The organism is Synechococcus sp. PCC 6312 (assembly GCF_000316685.1).
In the GTDB taxonomy this organism is placed as follows: domain Bacteria; phylum Cyanobacteriota; class Cyanobacteriia; order Thermosynechococcales; family Thermosynechococcaceae; genus Pseudocalidococcus.
In genome coordinates, this window is record NC_019680.1 from 54,725 (window position 1) to 74,955 (window position 20,231).

Annotated in this window: 14 protein-coding genes; 7 read left to right on the forward strand and 7 right to left on the reverse strand. The window is 50.8% G+C overall.

The genetic code is table 11. The annotated features are described in order from the left end of the window. Positions 1–7: 7 nt before the first annotated feature. Positions 8–889 carry a 16S rRNA (cytosine(1402)-N(4))-methyltransferase RsmH gene (gene rsmH, locus SYN6312_RS00265; protein WP_371257378.1) on the reverse strand — a complete coding sequence of 294 codons (882 nt, stop codon included), beginning with the start codon at positions 887–889 and terminating at the stop codon, positions 8–10. A 153-nt stretch (positions 890–1,042) separates the two neighbouring features. Between rsmH and SYN6312_RS00270 the strand changes: the two genes are divergently transcribed. Beyond that, a complete protein-coding gene (locus SYN6312_RS00270) occupies positions 1,043–1,642 on the forward strand; it encodes an Npun_F5560 family protein (protein WP_041430449.1) in 600 nt (199 codons plus the stop codon). Between the two features lie 2 nt (positions 1,643–1,644). Beyond that, complete coding sequence (locus SYN6312_RS00275) at positions 1,645–2,361, forward strand: hypothetical protein (RefSeq protein WP_015122855.1); 717 nt, start codon at positions 1,645–1,647, stop codon at positions 2,359–2,361. A gap of 14 nt (positions 2,362–2,375) precedes the next feature. On the opposite strand, the gene SYN6312_RS00280 is transcribed toward SYN6312_RS00275, so the two are convergent. From SYN6312_RS00280 to SYN6312_RS18060, 3 genes are all read right to left on the reverse strand, one after another. Continuing rightward, a complete protein-coding gene (locus SYN6312_RS00280) occupies positions 2,376–4,487 on the reverse strand; it encodes a cation:proton antiporter (protein WP_015122856.1) in 2,112 nt (703 codons plus the stop codon). 34 nt (positions 4,488–4,521) lie between these two features. Further along, entirely contained in the window at positions 4,522–4,659 is a 138-nt protein-coding gene (locus tag SYN6312_RS20860; protein WP_083853474.1) for a DUF29 family protein, read from the reverse strand. A 127-nt stretch (positions 4,660–4,786) separates the two neighbouring features. Then, the gene (locus SYN6312_RS18060) at positions 4,787–5,689 is read right to left on the reverse strand and encodes an N-acetylmuramoyl-L-alanine amidase (RefSeq protein WP_015122857.1); all 903 of its coding nucleotides are present in this window, start codon (positions 5,687–5,689) and stop codon (positions 4,787–4,789) included. 227 nt (positions 5,690–5,916) lie between these two features. Between SYN6312_RS18060 and SYN6312_RS00290 the strand changes: the two genes are divergently transcribed. Beyond that, positions 5,917–8,217 carry a cation:proton antiporter gene (locus SYN6312_RS00290; RefSeq protein ID WP_015122858.1) on the forward strand — a complete coding sequence of 767 codons (2,301 nt, stop codon included), beginning with the start codon at positions 5,917–5,919 and terminating at the stop codon, positions 8,215–8,217. A gap of 11 nt (positions 8,218–8,228) precedes the next feature. On the opposite strand, the gene egtC is transcribed toward SYN6312_RS00290, so the two are convergent. Next, entirely contained in the window at positions 8,229–9,008 is a 780-nt protein-coding gene (gene egtC / locus SYN6312_RS00295; RefSeq protein WP_015122859.1) for an ergothioneine biosynthesis protein EgtC, read from the reverse strand. 351 nt (positions 9,009–9,359) lie between these two features. Between egtC and SYN6312_RS00300 the strand changes: the two genes are divergently transcribed. The 4 genes from SYN6312_RS00300 (at position 9,360) to SYN6312_RS18065 (ending at position 16,457) form a co-directional block, all read left to right on the forward strand. Continuing rightward, positions 9,360–10,694 carry a MotA/TolQ/ExbB proton channel family protein gene (locus tag SYN6312_RS00300; protein ID WP_015122860.1) on the forward strand — a complete coding sequence of 445 codons (1,335 nt, stop codon included), beginning with the start codon at positions 9,360–9,362 and terminating at the stop codon, positions 10,692–10,694. Between the two features lie 66 nt (positions 10,695–10,760). After that, entirely contained in the window at positions 10,761–11,210 is a 450-nt protein-coding gene (locus tag SYN6312_RS00305) for a hypothetical protein (RefSeq protein WP_015122861.1), read from the forward strand. Continuing rightward, entirely contained in the window at positions 11,207–12,874 is a 1,668-nt protein-coding gene (gene mutL / locus SYN6312_RS00310; RefSeq protein ID WP_041430451.1) for a DNA mismatch repair endonuclease MutL, read from the forward strand. The genes SYN6312_RS00305 and mutL overlap by 4 nt, the downstream gene beginning before the upstream one ends. Positions 12,875–13,259: 385 nt before the next feature. Then, positions 13,260–16,457: an ATP-binding protein gene (locus tag SYN6312_RS18065; protein ID WP_015122863.1), complete on the forward strand. Its 3,198-nt coding sequence runs from the start codon at positions 13,260–13,262 to the stop codon at positions 16,455–16,457. Between the two features lie 178 nt (positions 16,458–16,635). On the opposite strand, the gene SYN6312_RS00320 is transcribed toward SYN6312_RS18065, so the two are convergent. Together SYN6312_RS00320 and SYN6312_RS20460 are read right to left on the reverse strand one after the other, a co-directional pair. After that, a complete protein-coding gene (locus SYN6312_RS00320) occupies positions 16,636–17,346 on the reverse strand; it encodes a Coq4 family protein (RefSeq protein ID WP_015122864.1) in 711 nt (236 codons plus the stop codon). A 65-nt stretch (positions 17,347–17,411) separates the two neighbouring features. Continuing rightward, positions 17,412–20,075: a DUF4114 domain-containing protein gene (locus SYN6312_RS20460; RefSeq protein ID WP_253276484.1), complete on the reverse strand. Its 2,664-nt coding sequence runs from the start codon at positions 20,073–20,075 to the stop codon at positions 17,412–17,414. Between the last annotated feature and the right edge of the window lie 156 nt (positions 20,076–20,231).

Genomic DNA, 20,231 nt, shown 5'->3' on the forward strand with positions numbered 1-20,231 from the left:
GGTAGCGTCATGGTTGGCTGCGTTGGGCAATCCGTAATTTAGCAGAGCGGGCGCGGGGGTTTGTGGCGATCTCCTCTGGACTGGGAATGATTGGCTTTTTGGTGATCACCTGTAATAGTGGAGATTCCCGAAAGGCATATTTGACGATGCGATCCTCCAAGCTATGAAAACTAATGATCGCCATGCATCCGCTCGGTTCTAGCCATTGAGGGGCGAGATCAAGAAAGGTCTTAAGAACATCCAACTCCCGATTGACTGCAATTCGTAAAGCTTGAAAGACACGGGTAGCCGGATGAATGCGCTGTGATCCGCGGTTGGGCACGGCCTGGGCGACAAGATTTGCCAGCTGGGTTGTGGTTCTGAGTGGACGTTGGGCAGTGATGCGGCGGGCGATGCGGCGGGAAAATCGCTCCTCCCCAAGTTCGTAGAATAAATTGGCCAGGTCTGTTTCACTGAGGTTATTGACTAAATCGGCGGCGGTGGTGGCTTGATTTGGGTTCATGCGCATATCCAGGGGAGCCTCATAGCGAAAACTAAACCCGCGCTCGGCCTGGTCAAATTGAGGCGAACTGACCCCGAGATCGGCAAAAATTCCGGCAAACTTCAGATCGCCAGGCCGGAAGTCACTAAAATTTCCATGCCAAAAATTTACTTGCTGTTGATAGGGACTCAAGCGGGCCTGGGCTGCTGTGATGGCGTTGGGGTCTTGGTCAATGGCTGTAATTTTGATATCGGGATAAGCCTCTAGAAGTAACAGGCTATGGCCGCCCCCGCCGACTGTGGCATCTAAATAGTGGGACTGGGGTTTGGGCATCAAGGCGGTTAAAAGGGCTTGGGCCAGAACTGGTTGATGGTCAAAGTCAGACGTGGGCGGTGGGTCAGTCATCACATTTTTTGCATGGGGTGCGAGGCCTGGGCGTAGTTAAGGCTATGAGCTAGTACTGTATCCCGAATCCTGAGGGGGTAACTCAATCGCTCAATCTGAGAAAATTCTCGATTATTTTTCTTTTCTATTTGGCTGGAGTGAGAAACCGTGAGTGAAATGTCCCCCCTATCTTTAGCCCCTACCGCCCCTGATCCGACCCTGCTCCAGGCCTGGCAACAGGATATTGAAATCCGGGATCAACTGGTCAAACAACTCTCAGAAGAAATGTATCGGTTGATGGTGGCCAAACCAGAGCTATTTCTGCAATTCTACCAGGCCCGCCAAGAAGCCAAGCAAGTCCAATTACTGACCGAGGAAACCCTCCAACAACTGACGGAATTGCAACAACAGGCCTTAGCCCTAGGGGATCAAATTACCTTTTACCAATCCCAAATTGAAGACCGCGATCAAGAAATTCAGCAGCGGGATCAGGAAATTCAGCGGCTCCAAGGCTCTCTCCACGAATTTAACGAGCGCAATCAAATGCTGGAGAAAGTCATCCAGGAAATGCCGGAGGTCTACCGCCAGAAGTTCTCTCAACGCCTAGAGCAAGTCAAGACCAAAATGGAGAGCCTGCAATGGGAAAACCAACGCCTCCAGGCCCAAGTCCGGCAACTGCAAAACCAAACTGCCAATACCCAGCGCAATGGTCTAAATTTGGATTTACCGGGCATTCCTGGCTTGAGACCGGGCCGGTTAGTGCCTAGTTTGGGCTAGTCATGGTCAATTTGCCAAACAATCTATCACCACTGCCTCAGATTCAGTTAGTCGTTAATCCGGTAGCTGGGTTAGCGGATGCCGCCCTAGAAATTACCAGTCAACAAGCTGAAGCCTTAGTTGTGCCGGTCTTAGTTGCTCAGGGTCTAGATGTGGTTGTCAGGTGTTTAGACGATCCAGAACTAGAGAAAATTGTTGAGACTAAGGGGCAAATATATCCATTGACCTTGGCCTGGAATTGGGGTAATGCCCAAGTGGCCGAACTATTTGAGCAATGTCGGCAGCCTCGGCAAATCCAAAAAGTCGTAGCAGAAAAAGGATTTTTAACCGGGCCTGGGAATTATTGGTTACCTGTAGCTCTAACTGAAAAAGGCCTACTCTATGGCGAACTTATTGGTCAGGGTCAGGATGGGCACTATCTACAACCCATCCATGTGGAGGATAAAATCCGCCAACCCCTTTATTACCTCAGCCAATACCTGTTTAAACAATTGCACGTCCCCTTGCGAGGCTGTTGTTTTTTGCAAGTTGGCTGGATTCAGGGGGAGCTTTGTTTCGATCGACTTTGGCCGTTTCCCATTCAACCGGCCCTGGCCAGCTTAGGGGTACAGTCTCCTGATCTCTTTTATGCTCACTATCTTTGCTGCCAGGGTTTGCCTCTTAAAGATTTACGGATTAAGGGCCAGGCTCCCTATGGTGAGTTGGCCGACCTGAGTTGAACGTTGTGGATAGCTTAGGAGTGGGGTTCACCAAAGAGGATGACTGAGCAGGGTAATTCCTTCACGACTTGGGTGGTAATATCACTCACCGCCAACCCCCCGGTTGTTCGCCGCCGAATTGAGCGCATTAAGACTAAATCCCGACTAGCGGCCTGGCCAAGAATGGCACTAGCAATATCGGATTCAGCCACGGTTTGAATATCAATACAGACGGGGCGGCTATCCGGTGGCAAAATCCGGGCTAATTCTGCCTCAAACTGGGTCATCTGTTCACTGGGAATACCGGGTAAACAAACATGGAGGAGGGTGACATCGGCTTGACTGGCGGCAGCTAAGGCCTGGGCAAAGCCAACGATTCTCAGGGTTGGGGCCGTGAGGTCTCGGACTGGAACAAGGATGGATTGGATATTCTCCGGTTCATCTAAAAGACGAGTAATGGCCACAGGACAATGGGCTGACCAAAGAATGCTATCAATGACGGTGCCAAACAGCCGTGCTCGCAGACCAGTTTTTTCCGACCAACCAACAATAATTAAGTTGCTATTTTCCTCCCGACTCAGACGGGTAATTCCCAGGGGAACATCATCATCAATCCGTAACTGTGGCTCTAGGGGAACAGCGTAGGCTTGGCCAATTTCCACAGCCCGCCGTAAGAGTTTTTGGCCCCGTTGCAAGCTGGTTTCCAGGCCTGGATCATCCATGTGCACAGCCGCCCGGGTAACCACTAATGGGACAACTCGCCCCTGTTCATGGCGGGCTAACAACGCCGCTAGTTGGATTAAGGAGCGTTCTGTTTGGGGGTTCTGGACTGGGACAATTACCGTGAAAGGGGCAGAGTCATCTGTCTCCCCCTCTAAACCAGCTGTATCCCGCCACAGTTCATCAACCGTATCAGTTTCTGGTTGTGGCACAGGGATACGACTGGCGACCCGGGAAGTAATCAATGGCCCCAAAATTGAAGTCACAACCATCAAGACAATCACACTATTCAAAATATCCTGGGTCAAAATTCCCTGTTGATAACCCACTAGGGTTGCAGCTAAGGTGGCCGCCACTTGGGGTAAGGACAATGACCACATACTGAGCATTTCTACCCGGCTGTACCGATAAATCACGCTTGCCAACCAGGCCGCGACGAATTTACTGCCAATTAAACCACCCACAATGGCCAGGGTTAGGCCCCAAGAACTGAGGGTTTTTAGAAAAGCGGGGAGGTCAATCAGTAAGCCCATATCAATGAAAAAGAAGGGAATAAACAGCACCCCGCCGACAAACTCCACCTTCTCCTTAACTGGACTTTCCCCAATCACATCATTAACGGCCAGGCCAGCCAAAAACGCCCCGACAATTTGCTCAATCCCAATCACTTGGGCCCCGACCGAAGCCACAAACAGAGCTAAGAGGACAAATAAGAATTGGTTTCCCTCATTATCTCCTGAGCGTCTAAAAAACTCTTTCCCGACCCGATCAATGCCCCAAAGGACCGCCACCGAATAGACTGCTAAGGCCACCAGTAGCAGCATTAAGCTCCAAGCCGTAAAGTTTCCGGCCGCAATCCCCACGCAAATGGCTAAAACTAACAGGGCTGCTGTATCCGTAAAAATGGTGGCCCCAATCGTGACGGTAATGGCTTCGTTTTGAACAACCCCCAACCGACTGACAATTGGATAAGCCAAAAGGGTATGGGAGGCAAATAAGGAGCCAATCAACAGGGCCCCATTCCAGCCAAACCCAAACCAGCGTCCGACCACCATCCCGGTCATTAAGGGGACAATAAAGGTCAAAAAGCCAAAGCCCATGGAGCGATTGCGGGTTTTCCGAAATTGGCTCAGATCAATCTCCAGGCCCGCCACAAACATTAAATAGATTTTGCCCACCCCTGAGAGCAGCACCATGGTTTCAGTCTTGTGATTAAGAAACTGGAGACCACTGGGGCCGAGGATAATGCCCGCTAAGAGTAACCCCACCAGGCCAGGTAACTTGATCCGCTCAAAAATCGGGGGAATCGAGAGGCTCACAGCAATGAGAATTGTAAAAATAAAAACCGGATTATCGAGTAGCACAAGTCCCCCCAGAACCAATTGCCCCAGGCCTGAGTATAGCCAAGGAACGGAAAATCCTAACATTCCAAGTCTGCCCTGATCCAATCCTGATACTGACTTAAGATTCAGACCAGGCCAAATCTGCCGGGAAGAATGGTTCTAAACGTTCCTCCCAACTATAGGGGCAGGTCTGGGGCAGGGTATTGAGAGGCAAACCCGTTTCAATGGCCGCATCTCGACGAGCAATCCGATAAATTTTCGTTCATTGTTCTCCACTCTGGCATCAAATCAAACTTGGGGTATTGCCAAGGTAATAGTCCAGATTTGCGCGCTCTCATCAATCAAATGGGCTAATTCAAGTTAATTAGTCCAAGCAACCAAAACTACTGGAGATTCGATTTGGGCGGATTGATGGATACCCTTGGATTGCCTAGGGCGGTTAAGGTGCAGTGGGTTGTAAACAGAATCTGATAGTCGTCTAATAGTCCCAAAAACTTGGCCTGGTCAAAGCTGCGGGGATCACTGCGGGCCCCATCCCGATCCACGTCTTTGTGACTGACAATCCGATCCGGTTGAACTCTTGTGCGGGCTACCAACCAGGCCAAGGAGCGATATTGGGCATCCGTATAACCACTGTGATAATCCCTCTCATTCATCCCATCGGCTGGGGTTTCTAGGGAAATGTGATAGGCAAAATTATTAACAGAGGAGGGGACTTTGGTGCTACTGAGTACCGACTCACCATTGAACTCGGAATTACCCGCTCCATAGGCCCTAGCTTCGGGAGGAACGACATAAACCACTGTCCCATCCAAGGCAATCATCGTGTGGTAGCTCACTTGGTCAGCATCGCGGGGATTGTAGGCCTGGAAGATACTCAAGGCACTGTCAATGCTTCCCACCGTTTCATGGAGGACAATCAACAGGGGATTGTTCACTGGCTTACCCTGAATGTCTTGGCTCAGCCTTGGGCCATAATTACTTGGGTCCGCTTTTTTCCAGATTTCTTTGGGGTGATATTTGGGCAGTTGTCGAGCTAGTTCTTGAGGATGGGGAATCTGAGTTCTTTGAGCTATCGGTGAGTCACAGGCCAGGCCGGGTTTAATCAACCCCGTATTCACCGCCGGGACATACTGATTCATCACCGCAGCAACTTCGGCCTGGAGTTGGGCTTGGTGTTGAGCGTGGGCTTTTTCGGCCAGTTCTCGCTGTCCTTGGAGGAGGATGACAATAGCCATCATTGCTAAGAAGAAACTGATACTCCAGAGCATTTGTTTTTTGATCATCGTCGTCTAACCGGATTGCAACTCACACCTTAAGTAACCAGTAAACCTAACTTTGACGGCCAGGCCTGTGTGGTAGCAGACAGTTTGCCCAATTGGTTCTAACCGATGTTGCCCCTAAATGCAAGGAATTTCCCTGGCTAGAATCAGCCGCCGTAAGCTTCTAGAAAATCACCTAAAGTTAAGTAATGTGACACACCTTTAATCTATCTCCCCTCCAAGGCAATTTTGTGCAAGAAGATTTTCGACTCATTATTGATCTCGTGACAGTTTTAGGGATTGCGGCCATCGGCGGCCTCCTCGCAGCCCTGCTGAAACAACCGACCCTTTTGGGTTATTTAATTGGGGGCATGATTGTCGGCCCGGCTGGCCTGGGTTGGATTAAGGAAGTCGTCCAAGTCGAAACCCTGGCCCAATTTGGGGTGGCTTTTTTACTGTTTACCTTGGGGGTCAGCTTCTCCCTGAGTGAAATCAAGAAAGTCCAGGGCATTAGCTTAGGGGGTGGCATCCTCCAAATCCTCCTCACTATTTTGGTTACGACTGGCATTTCCCTCTGGGTGGGCTGGGTTAATTCTCCCCAGGAGGGTGTTTTTCTCGGGGCAATTTTATCTCTCTCCTCAACGGCCGTGGTTTTGCGGAGTTTGATGGACAGCAATAGCACCAATACCCCGCCCGGTCAGGTCATGTTAGGCATTCTGGTGGTGCAGGATCTGGCGGTAGGTCTGATGTTGGCGGTATTACCAGCTTTGGATAAACCCCCAGAGGAATTGGGGATTGCCTTGGCCTGGGCCTTAGTCCAAATTGCCCTAATTGCTGGGGGAGCCGTAATTGCCGGGATCTGGCTCATTCCCCCCTTATTGCGGTTGTTGGCGCGCACAGAGAGCCGGGAATTATTCTTGCTTGGAGTTGTCGCTCTCTGCCTCGGCATTGCCCTACTGACGGATCGCTTGGGACTATCGATTGAAATTGGGGCCTTCATTGCGGGGCTGATGATCTCGGAGGTGGAGTATGCGGATCAGACCCTTTCCTATGTGGAGCCGTTACGGGATATTTTTGCCACCCTCTTTTTTGCCGCCATTGGGATGTTGATTGATCCGGTCTTTCTCTGGAATCATTTGGAGTTGATCCTTGGCCTAGTGGCCTTGGTGATTATTGGCAAGTTTTGTATTATCACCCCCATCGTCAAGCTGTTTGGCTATTCCTGGAAAACGGCCTTGATTACGGGCATCGGCCTGACCCAAATTGGGGAATTTTCCTTTGTCCTGGCCAGTGAAGGACAATCCCTGGGCCTGGTGTCGCGGCAAGTGTATCTCCTGATCCTCGGCACAACGGCGGTGACATTAATTGTGACTCCCTTCCTCTTGAAAGCGGTTCCCTTGGTGATGGCGATGCCTTGGTTCCAGGCCTGGTTTCAGAATGATGATCGGGTGATTGAAATTGGCGAAACCGAATTACCGCAACAAAACCATTTAATTGTCTGTGGCTATGGGCGAGTCGGGCAAAGCATTGTGCAACTGTTACGGGAACAGAATTATCCCGTCTTGGTGATTGATCAAAGTGAAGAGGCCATCCAGAAACTCCGTCAGACGGATATTCCCTATCTTTATGGCAACGCGTCTAGCTCGACCGTATTAGAAAAAGCGGGTGTATCCCAGGCCTTGGGGATGGCTATCGCTCTTTCCGACAGTATGAGTACCCGGTTGTGCCTCAAACGGGGATTAGAATTTGCCCCAGAATTAGATGTGATTGTCCGGGCGAATCAAGACAAAGACATTGAATTGCTCTACCAACTGGGGGCGCGGGAAGTGGTGCAGCCGGAATTTGAAGCCAGCCTGGAACTTGCGGCCCATTTGTTGTTTAGCTTGGGCCTATCTGAGCCAAAAATTCAGCGGCAAGTCCAAAATATTCGCAACCGCCACTACCAAGATTTACGGGGAGAACGCTCGGCAATGTTGGTCTCCCGAGAACTCCGCCAGGCCGCTCGAGATTTAAATAGCCAATGGCAGACTTTAGCCGATAATTCTCCTATCTTGGGCATGAGCCTCAAGGATATTGAACTGCGGCAATTGACGGGGGCGACCTTGCTAGCGGTGATGCGAGCCGATGGCACAGAAATTGACTACCCAGGTGGGGAAACAGAACTCCAGGCCGGTGATCGCTTGTTGATTACAGGGCAACCCACTGAAATTAAAGCGGCTCAGGCCCTCTTTAGTGAACCGGCCCCATTTCCCAGTCCAATTCTCAGCAGTGGCAGTGGCAACGGGGATGTCATCGCCAATTTGTGGCTGATGTTACCGCCGGACAGTGCCGGAATTAATTGTCCCCTCGCGGAAGTGGGTTTACCGGAGGGAATCATTGTCCAAGCCCTGCGCCGGGATGGGGTGTTTTCGATGTTGCCCACCGCCGAGACCATTTTGCAAGGGGGAGATCGTTTGTTACTCCGCGGGCTGGTGAATGACTTGACCCTAGCTGGGGATATACTCACTGCCCGGTCTGTGCTGCTGACATCAGCCCAATTGGAAGCAGTTTAACCGGACAAAAATTAAATTGGAAAGTATTGCGGCTCGATTCCAGGGCCAATCAGGAGAAGAGAGTTTTCTTTCATCAGTTCCCACTTCTCTTGGGGGGTAAAGGGTTCCGAGGCAATTTGTACCCCCCCTGGATTTTGCCAATAGAGAGTTGGGATGGGTTCAGGATTACCGCAGCGGGCGGCGAGGAGATAGTTACCATCGGTGACAACCATATTTAAGGCCACTCGAACCCCATTGGCTTCGGCTAGTTCTAGGACGATGCGGAGGGTTTGGCGGAGGGCCATAATTGGGGAAAGCTGGGGATTCGAGACCATTTCACTGCAAAACAGGGCAAACAGATGTTCAGAATCTGTCGTTCCCTCAATCAGGGCATAGGACAAGTCGTTGAGGCGATTGCGAATGGGGCGATAGAGGCTTTGCCGGAAGTTTTCAATAAAACCGTTATGAATACCTAACCAGCGGCCCCAGCGAAAGGGTTGGGAATTACTCAGTTGTAACGCTTGCCCAGGGGTGGCACTTCTCACACTGGCCAGAACACAGCCGGACTCAACAAAGCGGGCTAAATGCTCTGTGAAATTGAGATCACTCCAAATCGGGAGAACTTGCCGATACAAAAACGGTTCTACGGCCTGGCGGGGATGATACCAACCGACTCCAAAGCCATCGGCATTCAGTAAGCCTACGGTCATCTCACGGGGTAAGTAGCTTTGGACTAGGAGAGAATGCTCTGGGATTAATATTAAATGTTCAAGACTGCGAACCGGCCCCAAATAGGCTAAGAGACGACACATAGCAGGCAAAACTCCAGAGGGACTAGTTTAATTATGGGGGCTACCCTTCAACACGGCTCAATTCCGACTCACCCGAGCAAGACTCCGCATCATTGGGGGATAGGCTGGCCGGGAGTTAATTTAAGTCATTCAAAGATAATGCTGATCACTATACTAAAGGTCTCATCGTTGCAGCCGGCCCAATTAAGAAGGCAGTGGATAGATGGACTCTCTGTTTGGGATGTCATTCTGCTGACTAGAGCCTGGAATCCGCTGACTGTTAGGTTAGAGAAAGTTAACTGGGTTGATCCATGCGCTGATCTACCGGAATAGATACCTGCTTTAATTGCACTCCTTCGAGATTTTAATCCTATGCCCCTGATTGCCCCCCCTTCACTGCCCGCCCGTAAGTCCATTGATGCCAATATCTGGTTAGCCCTTGCAGGGGGCCTGGTGGGGACGGTTATTATTTATGCGCTCCTGATCCCGTTTCAGACTAGTTATATTGGGCAATTGCTGTTTAATCGGGGTTGGACTCAGCCCGTGGTGATTTTGTTTGCCCTCTTAGTGGCGATTTTTACCCTCCTCAAGTGGATGCGAGTCCTAGTGGAGGCGCGGGCCCTGAAGCAGGCCTGGATTCCCGGAAATTTTCCCATTCAATCCCCGACCGATGATCAACTTTGGGACTTTCAACAAACCCTGAGTAAACGCCGGGCGGTTTTGCCGATTCGTTGTGCCCGGATTTTGGGGGCTTATATGCAGGGGCAAACCCGAGAAGCTGCCGCAGAGATGGCCTTGGATGATGGGGCAGTGGCTAGTGCAGCATCGGAGAGTTCTTATACCTTGCCGCGAGTTTTGGTATGGGCGATTCCGCTGCTGGGGTTTATCGGTACTGTAGTCGGGATTAGCCAGGCCGTGGATGGATTTTCTCGCTTTCTCCAGGCCGCCCAAGAGGTGGATCAAATTAAAGAAGGGATTGGCAGTGTCACCACTGGGTTAGCTGTAGCCTTTGATACAACCCTGTTGGCTCTGGTGCTGAGTGTCTTGGTGATGATTCCCCTGGTGATGGTGGAGCGGCTGGAGTCCCAGTTATTGCTGAATATGGACAGTTACATCAATGACTTTGTTTTGGGGCGCATTAGCGGGACTGCGGCGGAAACAGCCGGCCCCAGTTTGGGGGTAGAGGAGTTACGGCAAACGGTGCAAGAGGTTTTACGGGAAGAGTTACCTGGCCTGGAGGAAAAAATTGTCCCCCTGCCCGAAAAACTAGAAACCGTCTTAAATCAGTTTGGCCGACTTTCCCAGGCCTTGGCCAATGACCGCAAGCAATTTTTAGCCACCTTAACGGAAAACCAGCAAACCCAGGCCCAAGCCCTAGAGCAACTGTTAGCTCAATTTCATCATCAAGGGGCATTATTCCTGGAGACGATGCAGCAGGGACAGGTGGAAGCTTCCAGTAAAATCACCAGTCAAGCCGCTGAAGTGGCCCAAGTTCTCGATCAAACCAATCAAATTTTGCAGCAGCGATTGGAGGTGATTACTTCCCTGGATGGGGCCTTAAAAACCCTAGCGGATACGGGGAGTTTACAGGGGGTCTTAAAGGAGTTAGAACTAACCCTGATCCAATTGCAACCGACCTTGCAGCAGCTTTCTCAACCTCGCCGTGTCACCCTCGTTGAACAGGCCTGGGATAACAACAAATCCTAAGCCTTAGCATTGCTTAATAATGCGCGATCTCTCTACCTGAAACCTCACCGAAGGTCTTGATGAATTATGCCCCGCCGCCATCACGCTCCTGAACTGGATCTCTTTCCATTCCTCTCTGTCTTGGCCTGTACCATTGGCACGCTGATTCTGATGGTGGTGGTGATCAGTACCAGCAGTCTTCAAAAAGACCGGAGTAATGTCCAAATTTTGGCCCGAGAAACCGCCCAAGGTGAAAAAACGCCCCGTTATGTTGAATGTCTGGCCAGAGGAGTCTTGATTCATCCCCAAAGAACCCTGGTTCCCACAGCCCAACTGGATAGCCCCACCGCTGCGTTTACTAAACTCGTCAATCAGATCAAAAGTCGTCCATCGGAATATATTATCGTTGCGGTTCGCCCCGATGGTTTTGACTGCTTTGAAAAAGCGCGGGCCGTTGTGGAGCAAGCTGGGGTGGCCATTGGTTTTGAACCCTTTAATGCGGATTGGAAACTCTGTTTGAAGCAACCCTGTCAATGATGTCTGCCCTCCCTGCGACCCCTCCCAGGATTCAAGTCCTTGCCCCCCAAGTGACCCAACTAATGGCGGCTGGGGAAGTCATGGATGATTGGGGAGCCGTGGTGCGGGAATTAATTGAAAATGCCCTCGATGCCCAGGCCCAGCGGATTCAACTCCATTTAGATGTATCCGGCCAGTCCCTTGAGATGACGGATAACGGTTGGGGGATGAGTTGGGCTGATCTCCAAGTCTGTTGTTTGCCCCATAGCACCAGTAAAGCTCCTGCCGATCAGGGTTTGCCCGCTGTTCAGACTCTAGGATTTCGGGGTGAGGCTCTCCATAGCTTGGTACAGGTGGGTGAGGTAACCATTGCCAGTCGGGTCAATCCCCAGGAGCCAGGCTGGTGCGTTGTTTATAGCAGTCAGGGACAGGTAGAGCAGATTGAGACCATTGCTATGGCCCCTGGGACAAAAATCACAGTCAAAAATCTCTTCCAGGCCTGGCCCCATCGTCAGCATCCCCCCAACTTACGAGACCTGCAACGGATCATTTATCAAGCCGCCCTTTGCCATCCCCAGGTGACTTGGCAGGTTCATAATGGCCCGCGGGCCTGGTTCCAGTTGAGTCCTGGTCAAACTGCTCAGGATATTCTTCTCCAAATTTTCCCCCACCTCCATCCCGGCGATCTCCAGGCCTGGCAGTCCCCCCAATTAGAGTTAGCCATGGGCAGACCGGATCGGTATCATCGGCGGCGGCCAGATTGGGTCTTGTTAGCGGTGAATGGACGCTGTGTTCAATTAAAAGGGGATTTGGGCCAAGAACTCCAACAAACCTTACTCCAGGCCTGGCAGCAGACTCTCCCGCGCCATCGTTTTCCCCTCTGTTTTGCCCATTTTCAGATCCCTAGTGAACAAGTGGATTGGCATTGTCATCCAGGGAAGCAGGAACTCTATGTGGCTCATCCCCAGGCCTGGCAAAATATTTTGAAAACGGCCCTGAGGGAACTCAACCAGATCACCCCTAGCCCAGACACAACCCTGCTTACCTCTAGCTTAGGCATTCAGATTGGCCGGGCCGCCGAAACAGAAGGGGTCTATGGTCGGGGAATCACCCTCCTGAACCAAGCCAATCCCGCCGCCAGTCCGCCAGAACTAAAAGTATTAGCTCAAGTGCATCAAACCTATATTTTGGTCGAGCATCCCACGGGGCTGTGGTTGGTAGAGCAGCACATTGCCCATGAACGAGTCTTATATGAACAACTCCGGGCCGATTGGGTATTGGTGGAATTAGAGTCGCCGATCCAACTTGAGCGTTTGACCCCGCCCCAGATTGAGCAGTTAACCCAGCTACGGCTGCCTCCAGAACCCTTTGGCCCCTCCCTCTGGTTGATTCGCCAAGTCCCGAAAATGCTTCAGGATCGCCCAGACTTGGCCGCCGCGCTTTGGGAATTGAGTTTAACTCACCAGTTTGAAACGGCCCTCGTGGCTACGGCCTGTCGGAGTGCGATTCGCAATGGGACTCCCCTGGGCCTGGGAGAAATGCAAACCTTGATTGACCAATGGCAACGAACGGAACAACCCCAAACTTGCCCCCACGGCCGCCCCATTTGTTTACGGCTAGAAGAATCGTCCTTAGCGAGGTTTTTTCGCCGCCATTGGGTCATTGGCAAAAGTCATGGGATTTAGGCAGCCTATTTTCTGGATATTACAACCCTTCAACTCCCTCGGCATCACTGTAAACCTCAATCCCCAAAGCTTCCGCCACTGGCCTGTCCCGCGGATACCCTATCGGTGAGATGACAATTTTTTGGGTGACAGGACGTTGATGATGGTTGCCGACTAGGGAGATACTTTTTTGAATGCACTGACTGGGTTCAAGGGGGTTAATCCTCCAATGGTTGGTTTGGGGCAGGAATCCAGGGCAGCCAAGACTGATATTGTTGTAGTTTAATGGAAATATCTCAATTCCTGAGGGGCAATTTGGGATTATTCCCAGCCCTGGCCTGGATAACAGTTTTTAAGTTGACGATTCATTGCGGATCGATGTAAATAATTCTTGGTGTGCTGAGTTGTGAAATTCTCCTTTCGACAGAAGCTGCTCATTTACATTGCCGCCCCGATTGCTCTCCTTTACATTGGCATTTGGACTTACACGGTCATCACCTTATCTCGGGATGATAAGCGACAAATTGAAGAGCAAATGAAAGAGTTAGTTACAACCTATGCCAATCAAGTAGATGGGAATCTTAAGGAACTAGAAGAAATTAACCAAACAATTGTCAATGCTCTAGAGTCGTTTCCAAGTTTGTCTGAAGCGCAACTCTATGATTACCTAACCCGAAATGTCAAGCTCAATCCGTTAATATATGGTTCAGCTATTGCCTATCAACCCTATGGATTTCGTCCCAATCAACGGCTTTTTGCTCCCTATGTCTTTGATAATGGGCAAATTCAAAAAGTCAACATTGCTCAGATTTATGATTATACCCGTCCAGACTATCAATGGTTTCATCAGGCAATCAGCACAGGTAAACCGGCCTGGTCAGAACCCTATCTAGGACAGGCGGGTAAAGTGTTGATGGTGAGCTATTCTGCCCCTTTCGCGATTAATGGTAAGGTGCGCGGGGTTTCTACTCTTGATGTTCCCTTAGAAACGTTAAGTGACCGCATCCAAATTGAGGCTTTGAAGAAACGAGACTTTTTCATCTTGGATCGACGAGGAGTAGTCATTTTTCACAACAAGACAGAGTTTATTGATCAAAATGCTTTTGACATTGCTAAACAACTAAATCGCCCAGATATTAAGGCCTTGGTTGAGGCAATGGTAGCTGGTGAATCGGGTCAAGTCCGAATGCCACGGTGGTCAGATAATGAGCAGCAGTGGGTTTTTTACTCTCCGATTCGGCGTACTGGCTGGAGCTTGGCCATTCGGATTAATGAACGTGAAGCCTTAGCCTATGTCCATGAGCAAACGTTAAAGGGGATTCTCTATTTAATTGTCTCCTTGGGGTTAATTGTTTCCCTAACTTGGTTGGTAACGAATCGCTTGACCATGCCTCTGCGGAAGTTAGACGGAGCGGCGCGGGACATTGCCCAGGGAAATTTGGATGTAGTTGTTGAGATTGATAGTCATGATGAAATCGGCAACTTGGCCCGGACATTTTCCGATATGGCGGGTCAACTCAAAGAATCTTTTGGGGAGTTACAAAAATTTAATCAAAGCTTAGAAGCCCTTGTAGTTGAGCGCACCCAGGCCCTAAAAGTTGCCAATACTGAACTGATGCAAAAAGAAGCCCTACTCCAGAAACAGAGCGAAGTCATTCCGCGCTTGAATAATTCTCCGGCACTCCAACAGGGTAACTTGGGAATTCTGTTACGCTCTGTCACCCAGGCTGCGGGGGAAACCCTGAACCTGAAACGGGCCGCAATTTGGCAGTTTACGGATACAGGCTTGGTTTGCGTGGATCTGTATCGAGAGGGAGAACGGCGACATCGCTCAGATCTAGAGTGGAGTTGGGCTAAATATCCCCAGTTTTTGAGCTTGTTACAACAGGGCTTGACCTTTATTTCCAGCCATTTGACTACAGATGCTCGCTTAGTGGAATTGATGAGTTACTTTGAGGCCTATGATATTCAGGCCATTCTCTATATGCCAGTTTGCTTCAGTAACAAAGTAGTGGGTTTTTTGGGGGTGGAGGCGGTTGGGGAAGTCCGGGATTGGCTGATTGAAGAACGTAACTTTATTCGTAACTTAACGGATATGGTTTCCCTGGGGATTGCGGCGCGAGATCGGGTCCAGGCCGAGCTTGAATTGGTCAAAGCCAAAGAAGCTGCTGAAGCGGCCAACCAGGCCAAAAGTATTTTTCTGGCCAATATGAGTCATGAATTACGCACGCCCCTGAATGCCATTTTGGGGTTTAGTCAATTACTTTTACGGGATGCGAGCCTAACCCATAAACAACAACAAACCCTGGGGACGATTAACCGCAGTGGTGAGCATCTCTTGGGCTTGATTAATGATGTGCTAGATATGGCCAAAATTGAAGCCGGTCGCACGGTTCTGCAATTGGAAGCCGTTGATTTAGGCCATTTACTGCAAACGGTTCAGGATATGTTGCAAGTGCGGGCATCGGCCAAGCAGATTTACCTGAAGTTTGAGATTGACCCAGATTTACCCCCGGCGGTGGAGGCAGACCCCGGCAAACTCCGGCAAGTCCTAGTGAATTTGTTAGGGAATGCCATTAAGTTTACCCAACGGGGAGGCGTGACCCTAACGGTGACCCAGGCCGAGCCGATGACCTCCCCAGACTTACGTCAAGATGTTCCCGGAACTCCCGTCACCTTCACAATTGCAGATACGGGCATTGGGATGGGGCCTGAGGAGCTGCAGATTCTCTTTCAACCCTTTGTCCAAACCGACAGTAGTAAAAAAGTCAGTGAAGGAACCGGCCTGGGATTGGCCATTAGCCGTCAGTTTATCCAGTTAATGGGGGGGGATATTCAGGTACAGAGCCTCAAAGGACAAGGGAGTACCTTCACCTTTACCATTCCCCTGAAGCGGTTACAGCCTCAGCGTTCTCAAACATCGCCTCAGCATATTACCCATCTGGCTGCTGGTCAACGTCTCTACAGGATTTTAGCGGTGGATGATAAAGCTGAAAACCGGGAATTACTCTGCCAGTTGTTACGCCCCCTTGGTTTTGAGGTAATGACGGCCAATGATGGTCAAGAGGCGATTGACGTTTGGGATCGGGAAAATCCTGATTTAATTCTGATGGATATTAAGATGCCCGTCATGGATGGGGAAACGGCCACCCGGAATATTCGGGCACGGCTGGGGGAGGAGCGAGGATCGGGAACTAAAATTATTGCCTTAACCGCTAGTGTCTTTGAGTCGGAGCGCCAGGCCCTTGCGGATGCGGGTTGTGACGACTTTATGGTGAAGCCCTTTAACAATGACTATCTTTTAGAACGGATTAAGGTGCACTTGGGCTGTGAGTATGTCTATGCTGATGCGGCCCCGCCCCGGCTCACCCCCGTGACTGTAGTTGCTGACTTAACTCCAGCGGCGTTGCAGGTCATGCCCCAGGCCTGGATTGCTAACCTCGCTGCGGCGGCGAAGAAACTTAATGCTAAACAAGTCAAAGAATTAATTGCCGCCATTCCCGCTGAACAAGCCAGCTTAAAGGAGAGTTTAGAGGGCCTGCTGCAACGGTTACGGTTTGATGAATTAGTCAAGCTTTGTGTTCATTCGGCAGAAGTTAACTGAACCTAGGAAGACCCCATATTGCGTTAGTCATTTAGGGCTCTTATTGGGACAAGTCAGAAAAGGCTTGATGGGCGCAGTCTTTTTAAGATTTCTACTCTCTCAGAACAGTCTGCGTAACGCAATAGTCAGAGAGCTATCCTCACGCCAGGCGAGCATTTGCGGATGGATGTTCCCCCGCCTACCAGGCCAGGTTCAAGTCTGGAAGACGATTTTTCAGGCTAAAGGGTTCATCAATCACGGGCTGGGTGATGTTTAATTCCTGTCGCCATTGGGGTATGGGTTTTGACCAGCCCTCTTCCCAGCGTTGGGCAATAAGCGGTTTTGCCTCTAGGGCCATGGCCATTCCCCGGGCGATTTGGGTCGTCACTCCTGCAAGGCGATCGGGTTGGCGTTTTAGGCCGAGTCCCATGCCAGCAACCTGTAAAACGACACACATGGGATAGCCAATTTGGACGGCTTGAATGGCCAGCACGCCTAATTCTCCTCCAGTGGGGCCAAAGCCAGTGACGACATGGATAATATCGTGGGTTTTCCGCAGCCGCATGATTAACCAGTCTTCATCGGTCTGGATGTCAGTTTTTCGATAAAAATTGGGATCATAGCCCAAAGTCAGTAAAACGGTGGCGTAGGTATGTCCAAGGGTTCCAGCAGGGAGCGTGGCTAAAGCTGACAGGTCAATGTCTGGGCCAATAAATCGTTCTGTCATCATGGCCTGGGCTTCGGGAATTGCCCGCACCCGGTCTAAACAAACCCGCAGTTGTTCAGAGCCACGAAAATTATCCTCAATATCGAAAACATCGTCCGTATTTGCCCCCATAGACTTGAGCAGGTCTGACACGGCCTGGAAGTTGCGTAGGGTACGGGCTAATTCTTCAAAACGTTTGATCATGGCTGCTTTCCCTTAAATTTCAGTGTAGATGGGATGCTTCTAATTGGTATTGACGACTATCTCCATCAAGAATGGTGCTGCCAAGTTAAGCCAACCACCATATCGTTGTAGTCTAGATCACCGCCTCCGAAAAGGTCTTCAAAGCCCCAGAGAGTTTGTCCCAACCGCCGGATATGGGCTACTCCATCGGGATTTGCCGCCTCAAAAGAGAAGAAGGTGTGAATGAAGCCGGTGGAGGCATTACTGGGATTTGACCCTAAAAATTCGCCCAGACTACCATTGGTGATTAGGGCCATCCCATAGAGGAAGCCAGTGGGGAGGGTAACGGATTGCCCTTGACTTGTAAAGATGGTTGGCACAGTGGGTAATAGTTTGCCTGTCAGGGGGTCTTGAATCCGTTCCATCACAGCTTGGGTATAGGTCGTATCTCCCGGTTGGAGATCAATGATGCCATCCCCAGTAGTATCTAGCCCCCCCGTTAAGCTATCCACCTTGAATAAGGCCAGCGTATTGTTGTAGGCCCCGCCCCGTGCGATTTCAACCTGTGCCGTGATGGTTTGTCCGGGTTGGCCTGGGGTGACAAGGACGGGGGTGCCCACCTCAAATTGGGTGTTTGACCAGCGGAGATCAAAATAGCCTCGACTATCGGCTTCAGCCTCAAAAGCAGGGTCACTGGTAGAGAGTTGAGTTTGCCCATTTTGGCTCAGGAACATCCCATAATGCTGATTTCCGGTGAGGGCCGTTGCTTGGAATGCCCCATTGGCCTGGAACTCAGATTGAACAAGGAGTTGAGGATCTTCTAATGCAGCATGGGCAGTGTTGGCGGTCAGGGCATTCAAGTTGCTCGCCGATGCATTTTGGAAAATAGTTTGTTGGCGGGCCTGGGCGGCGGCCCCATATCCCGGATTGCTGGGGAGTAAATGACCAATCCGCCCTTGAGCATCATCCACCTGAAACAGGCCAAACCGATAAGCCCCTTGGGCTGTGACATTATGGAATTGGAGTGCCCCATCGCTGGCGGTCGGAATATAGAAAATACCGGGATTAACTTGTATGGGGCCAGGGGTGACTTGGCCCGGAGCATTGAAGCCTGCAACGACTCCATTAACAACCCCATCACTATCGCCACGCCCCCCATCAACGAGGTGAATTTTGAGGGTATCAACCAAGTTGTCACCAGTTGTATCAAGAAACTCTACGCCCGTATGGCCATCGTAGAGAAACTCCTCATATTTTTTGACCCTAGGGTTGAAGCGGAAATAACTATTGAGGCTGCTTAATCCATTGACAGCGGAGGTGACCGTTGTTTTCCCATTGGGCGTGGAGACATTAAAGTTGAGTTCAGCAAAGGGGAGGCCACCCATCCGACTTAAGCCCTGCTCCAGGCCAACGGGATTCATGCCTAAATTCCGCAGTTGTGTACCGGGTGCATTTGTGAAGCTGAGGGAACGGTTACTCAGGAGTGCGGCGGCTGTGCTGGTTAAAGGCACTAACCCAAGGTGTACCTGCCGTTGCCGAGGGCCGAACTCCTGGTCATCCTTGAGGGCAATCACAACCTCCTTAACGGCCTCATGAGGCGCAAAAACAACATAGCCAGCTTGGGCATCATAGTGAACTCCGGCCTGGGCAGAATTATTGAGCGTGCGATAACGGGCGGCGGCGGATTGGGCTAAATTGCCACTGCGGGTGATGGTAAAGATGAGAGCCTGCCCATTTTCTGCGATAACGGGACTGTTAACCGCAAATTGGGTGGCCTGGTTGGTTGAGCCAGTAGAGGTGAGTGTTGGGGCGACCAGATGGGGATTGTTACTAACCCCGGTTAGGGTGGTTGGGGGAACAGGGCCAGGGCTGTTGGTACTTGATGCTGTAAAGCTAATGTTGCCACTGGGAATCATGGTATTAATCCAGGCCTGGGCCACTCCAGCTTGATAGACGGCGTAGGTTTGACCGTTGGCATATTGGGTTCCATTGGCGGTGAGGTCGGGGCTGAGATTGATGGTGTCGCTGTTGTCCCCATTGATGGTCAAAATCTTGGTTGGGGAAAGTTGGAGAATTGTGGCTTGATTCAGCGTGAAAAGATTGCTGCCATAGTTGCGAATATCAATCGTTTCAATATTTTTAATGCGACTGCCGGGAGCTAAGGCGGTTAAATCCCAGGCCTGGGCGTTGTAGCCATAGAGAGCCAATGTATCAGTGCCACTGCCGCCATTCACCCGCCGGAAATTTGGATCTTGCACTTGCAGCCAATCATTGCCAGTTGCGCCCAGTAAAACATCCAGGCCCCCCTTACCTAAAAGCACATCATTCCCGGCCTGGCCCATTAAGACATCGCCAGTTGCAGTGCCTTCCAATGTGTCATCGCCAATGCTGCCATATTGATTGACGCTGGCGGTAAAGTCCCCCCCAAACAAGACATAACTCAGGCTATCCCCAGGCGCACCGATGGCAATATCGTCAAAGCCATCCCCATTCACATCCCCGCCACCACTCACGGATTGTCCCGCGTTGGAGTTAGCATCCCCAACAATTTGGAACCCAGCTAGGCTGACTAAAGAATTAACGGTTATGCTTGCCCCTGTGCCGTCCCCCCCTTGGCTATAGTCAAAACTGAGGGTATTGATACTGGTAAAACCGGCCCCTGGATTGGTGACTTGTACCCCAGTAATTGCCCCGCCTGTGACTGTCGCTTGAATAATTGCCGCCTCGGTACTGCTTGGACTGGCCACCACAATACTGAAGGTTCCAGAGCCATTACTGAGATAGCCGGAGCCAGCCGCCGTGAGAGAAATTGCCCCAATCTTGCCATCGGTAATTGTGCCGCCACTGGTACTAACAGGTTGTAACTCATCGAGGTTAATACTGCTCAAGTTGGTCAGGTTGCTGGC

Excerpts from the sequence above, each read along its gene's own strand:
- SYN6312_RS00270 (WP_041430449.1), top strand. The coding sequence starts at position 1,043 with ATGTCCCCCCTATCTTTAGCCCCTACCGCCCCTGATCCGACCCTGCTC.
- SYN6312_RS00275 (WP_015122855.1), top strand. The coding sequence starts at position 1,645 with ATGGTCAATTTGCCAAACAATCTATCACCACTGCCTCAGATTCAGTTA.
- SYN6312_RS00280 (WP_015122856.1), bottom strand. The coding sequence starts at position 4,487 with ATGTTAGGATTTTCCGTTCCTTGGCTATACTCAGGCCTGGGGCAATTG.
- SYN6312_RS18060 (WP_015122857.1), bottom strand. The coding sequence starts at position 5,689 with ATGATCAAAAAACAAATGCTCTGGAGTATCAGTTTCTTCTTAGCAATG.
- egtC (WP_015122859.1), bottom strand. The coding sequence starts at position 9,008 with ATGTGTCGTCTCTTAGCCTATTTGGGGCCGGTTCGCAGTCTTGAACAT.
- SYN6312_RS00300 (WP_015122860.1), top strand. The coding sequence starts at position 9,360 with ATGCCCCTGATTGCCCCCCCTTCACTGCCCGCCCGTAAGTCCATTGAT.
- SYN6312_RS00305 (WP_015122861.1), top strand. The coding sequence starts at position 10,761 with ATGCCCCGCCGCCATCACGCTCCTGAACTGGATCTCTTTCCATTCCTC.
- mutL (WP_041430451.1), top strand. The coding sequence starts at position 11,207 with ATGATGTCTGCCCTCCCTGCGACCCCTCCCAGGATTCAAGTCCTTGCC.
- SYN6312_RS00320 (WP_015122864.1), bottom strand. The coding sequence starts at position 17,346 with ATGATCAAACGTTTTGAAGAATTAGCCCGTACCCTACGCAACTTCCAG.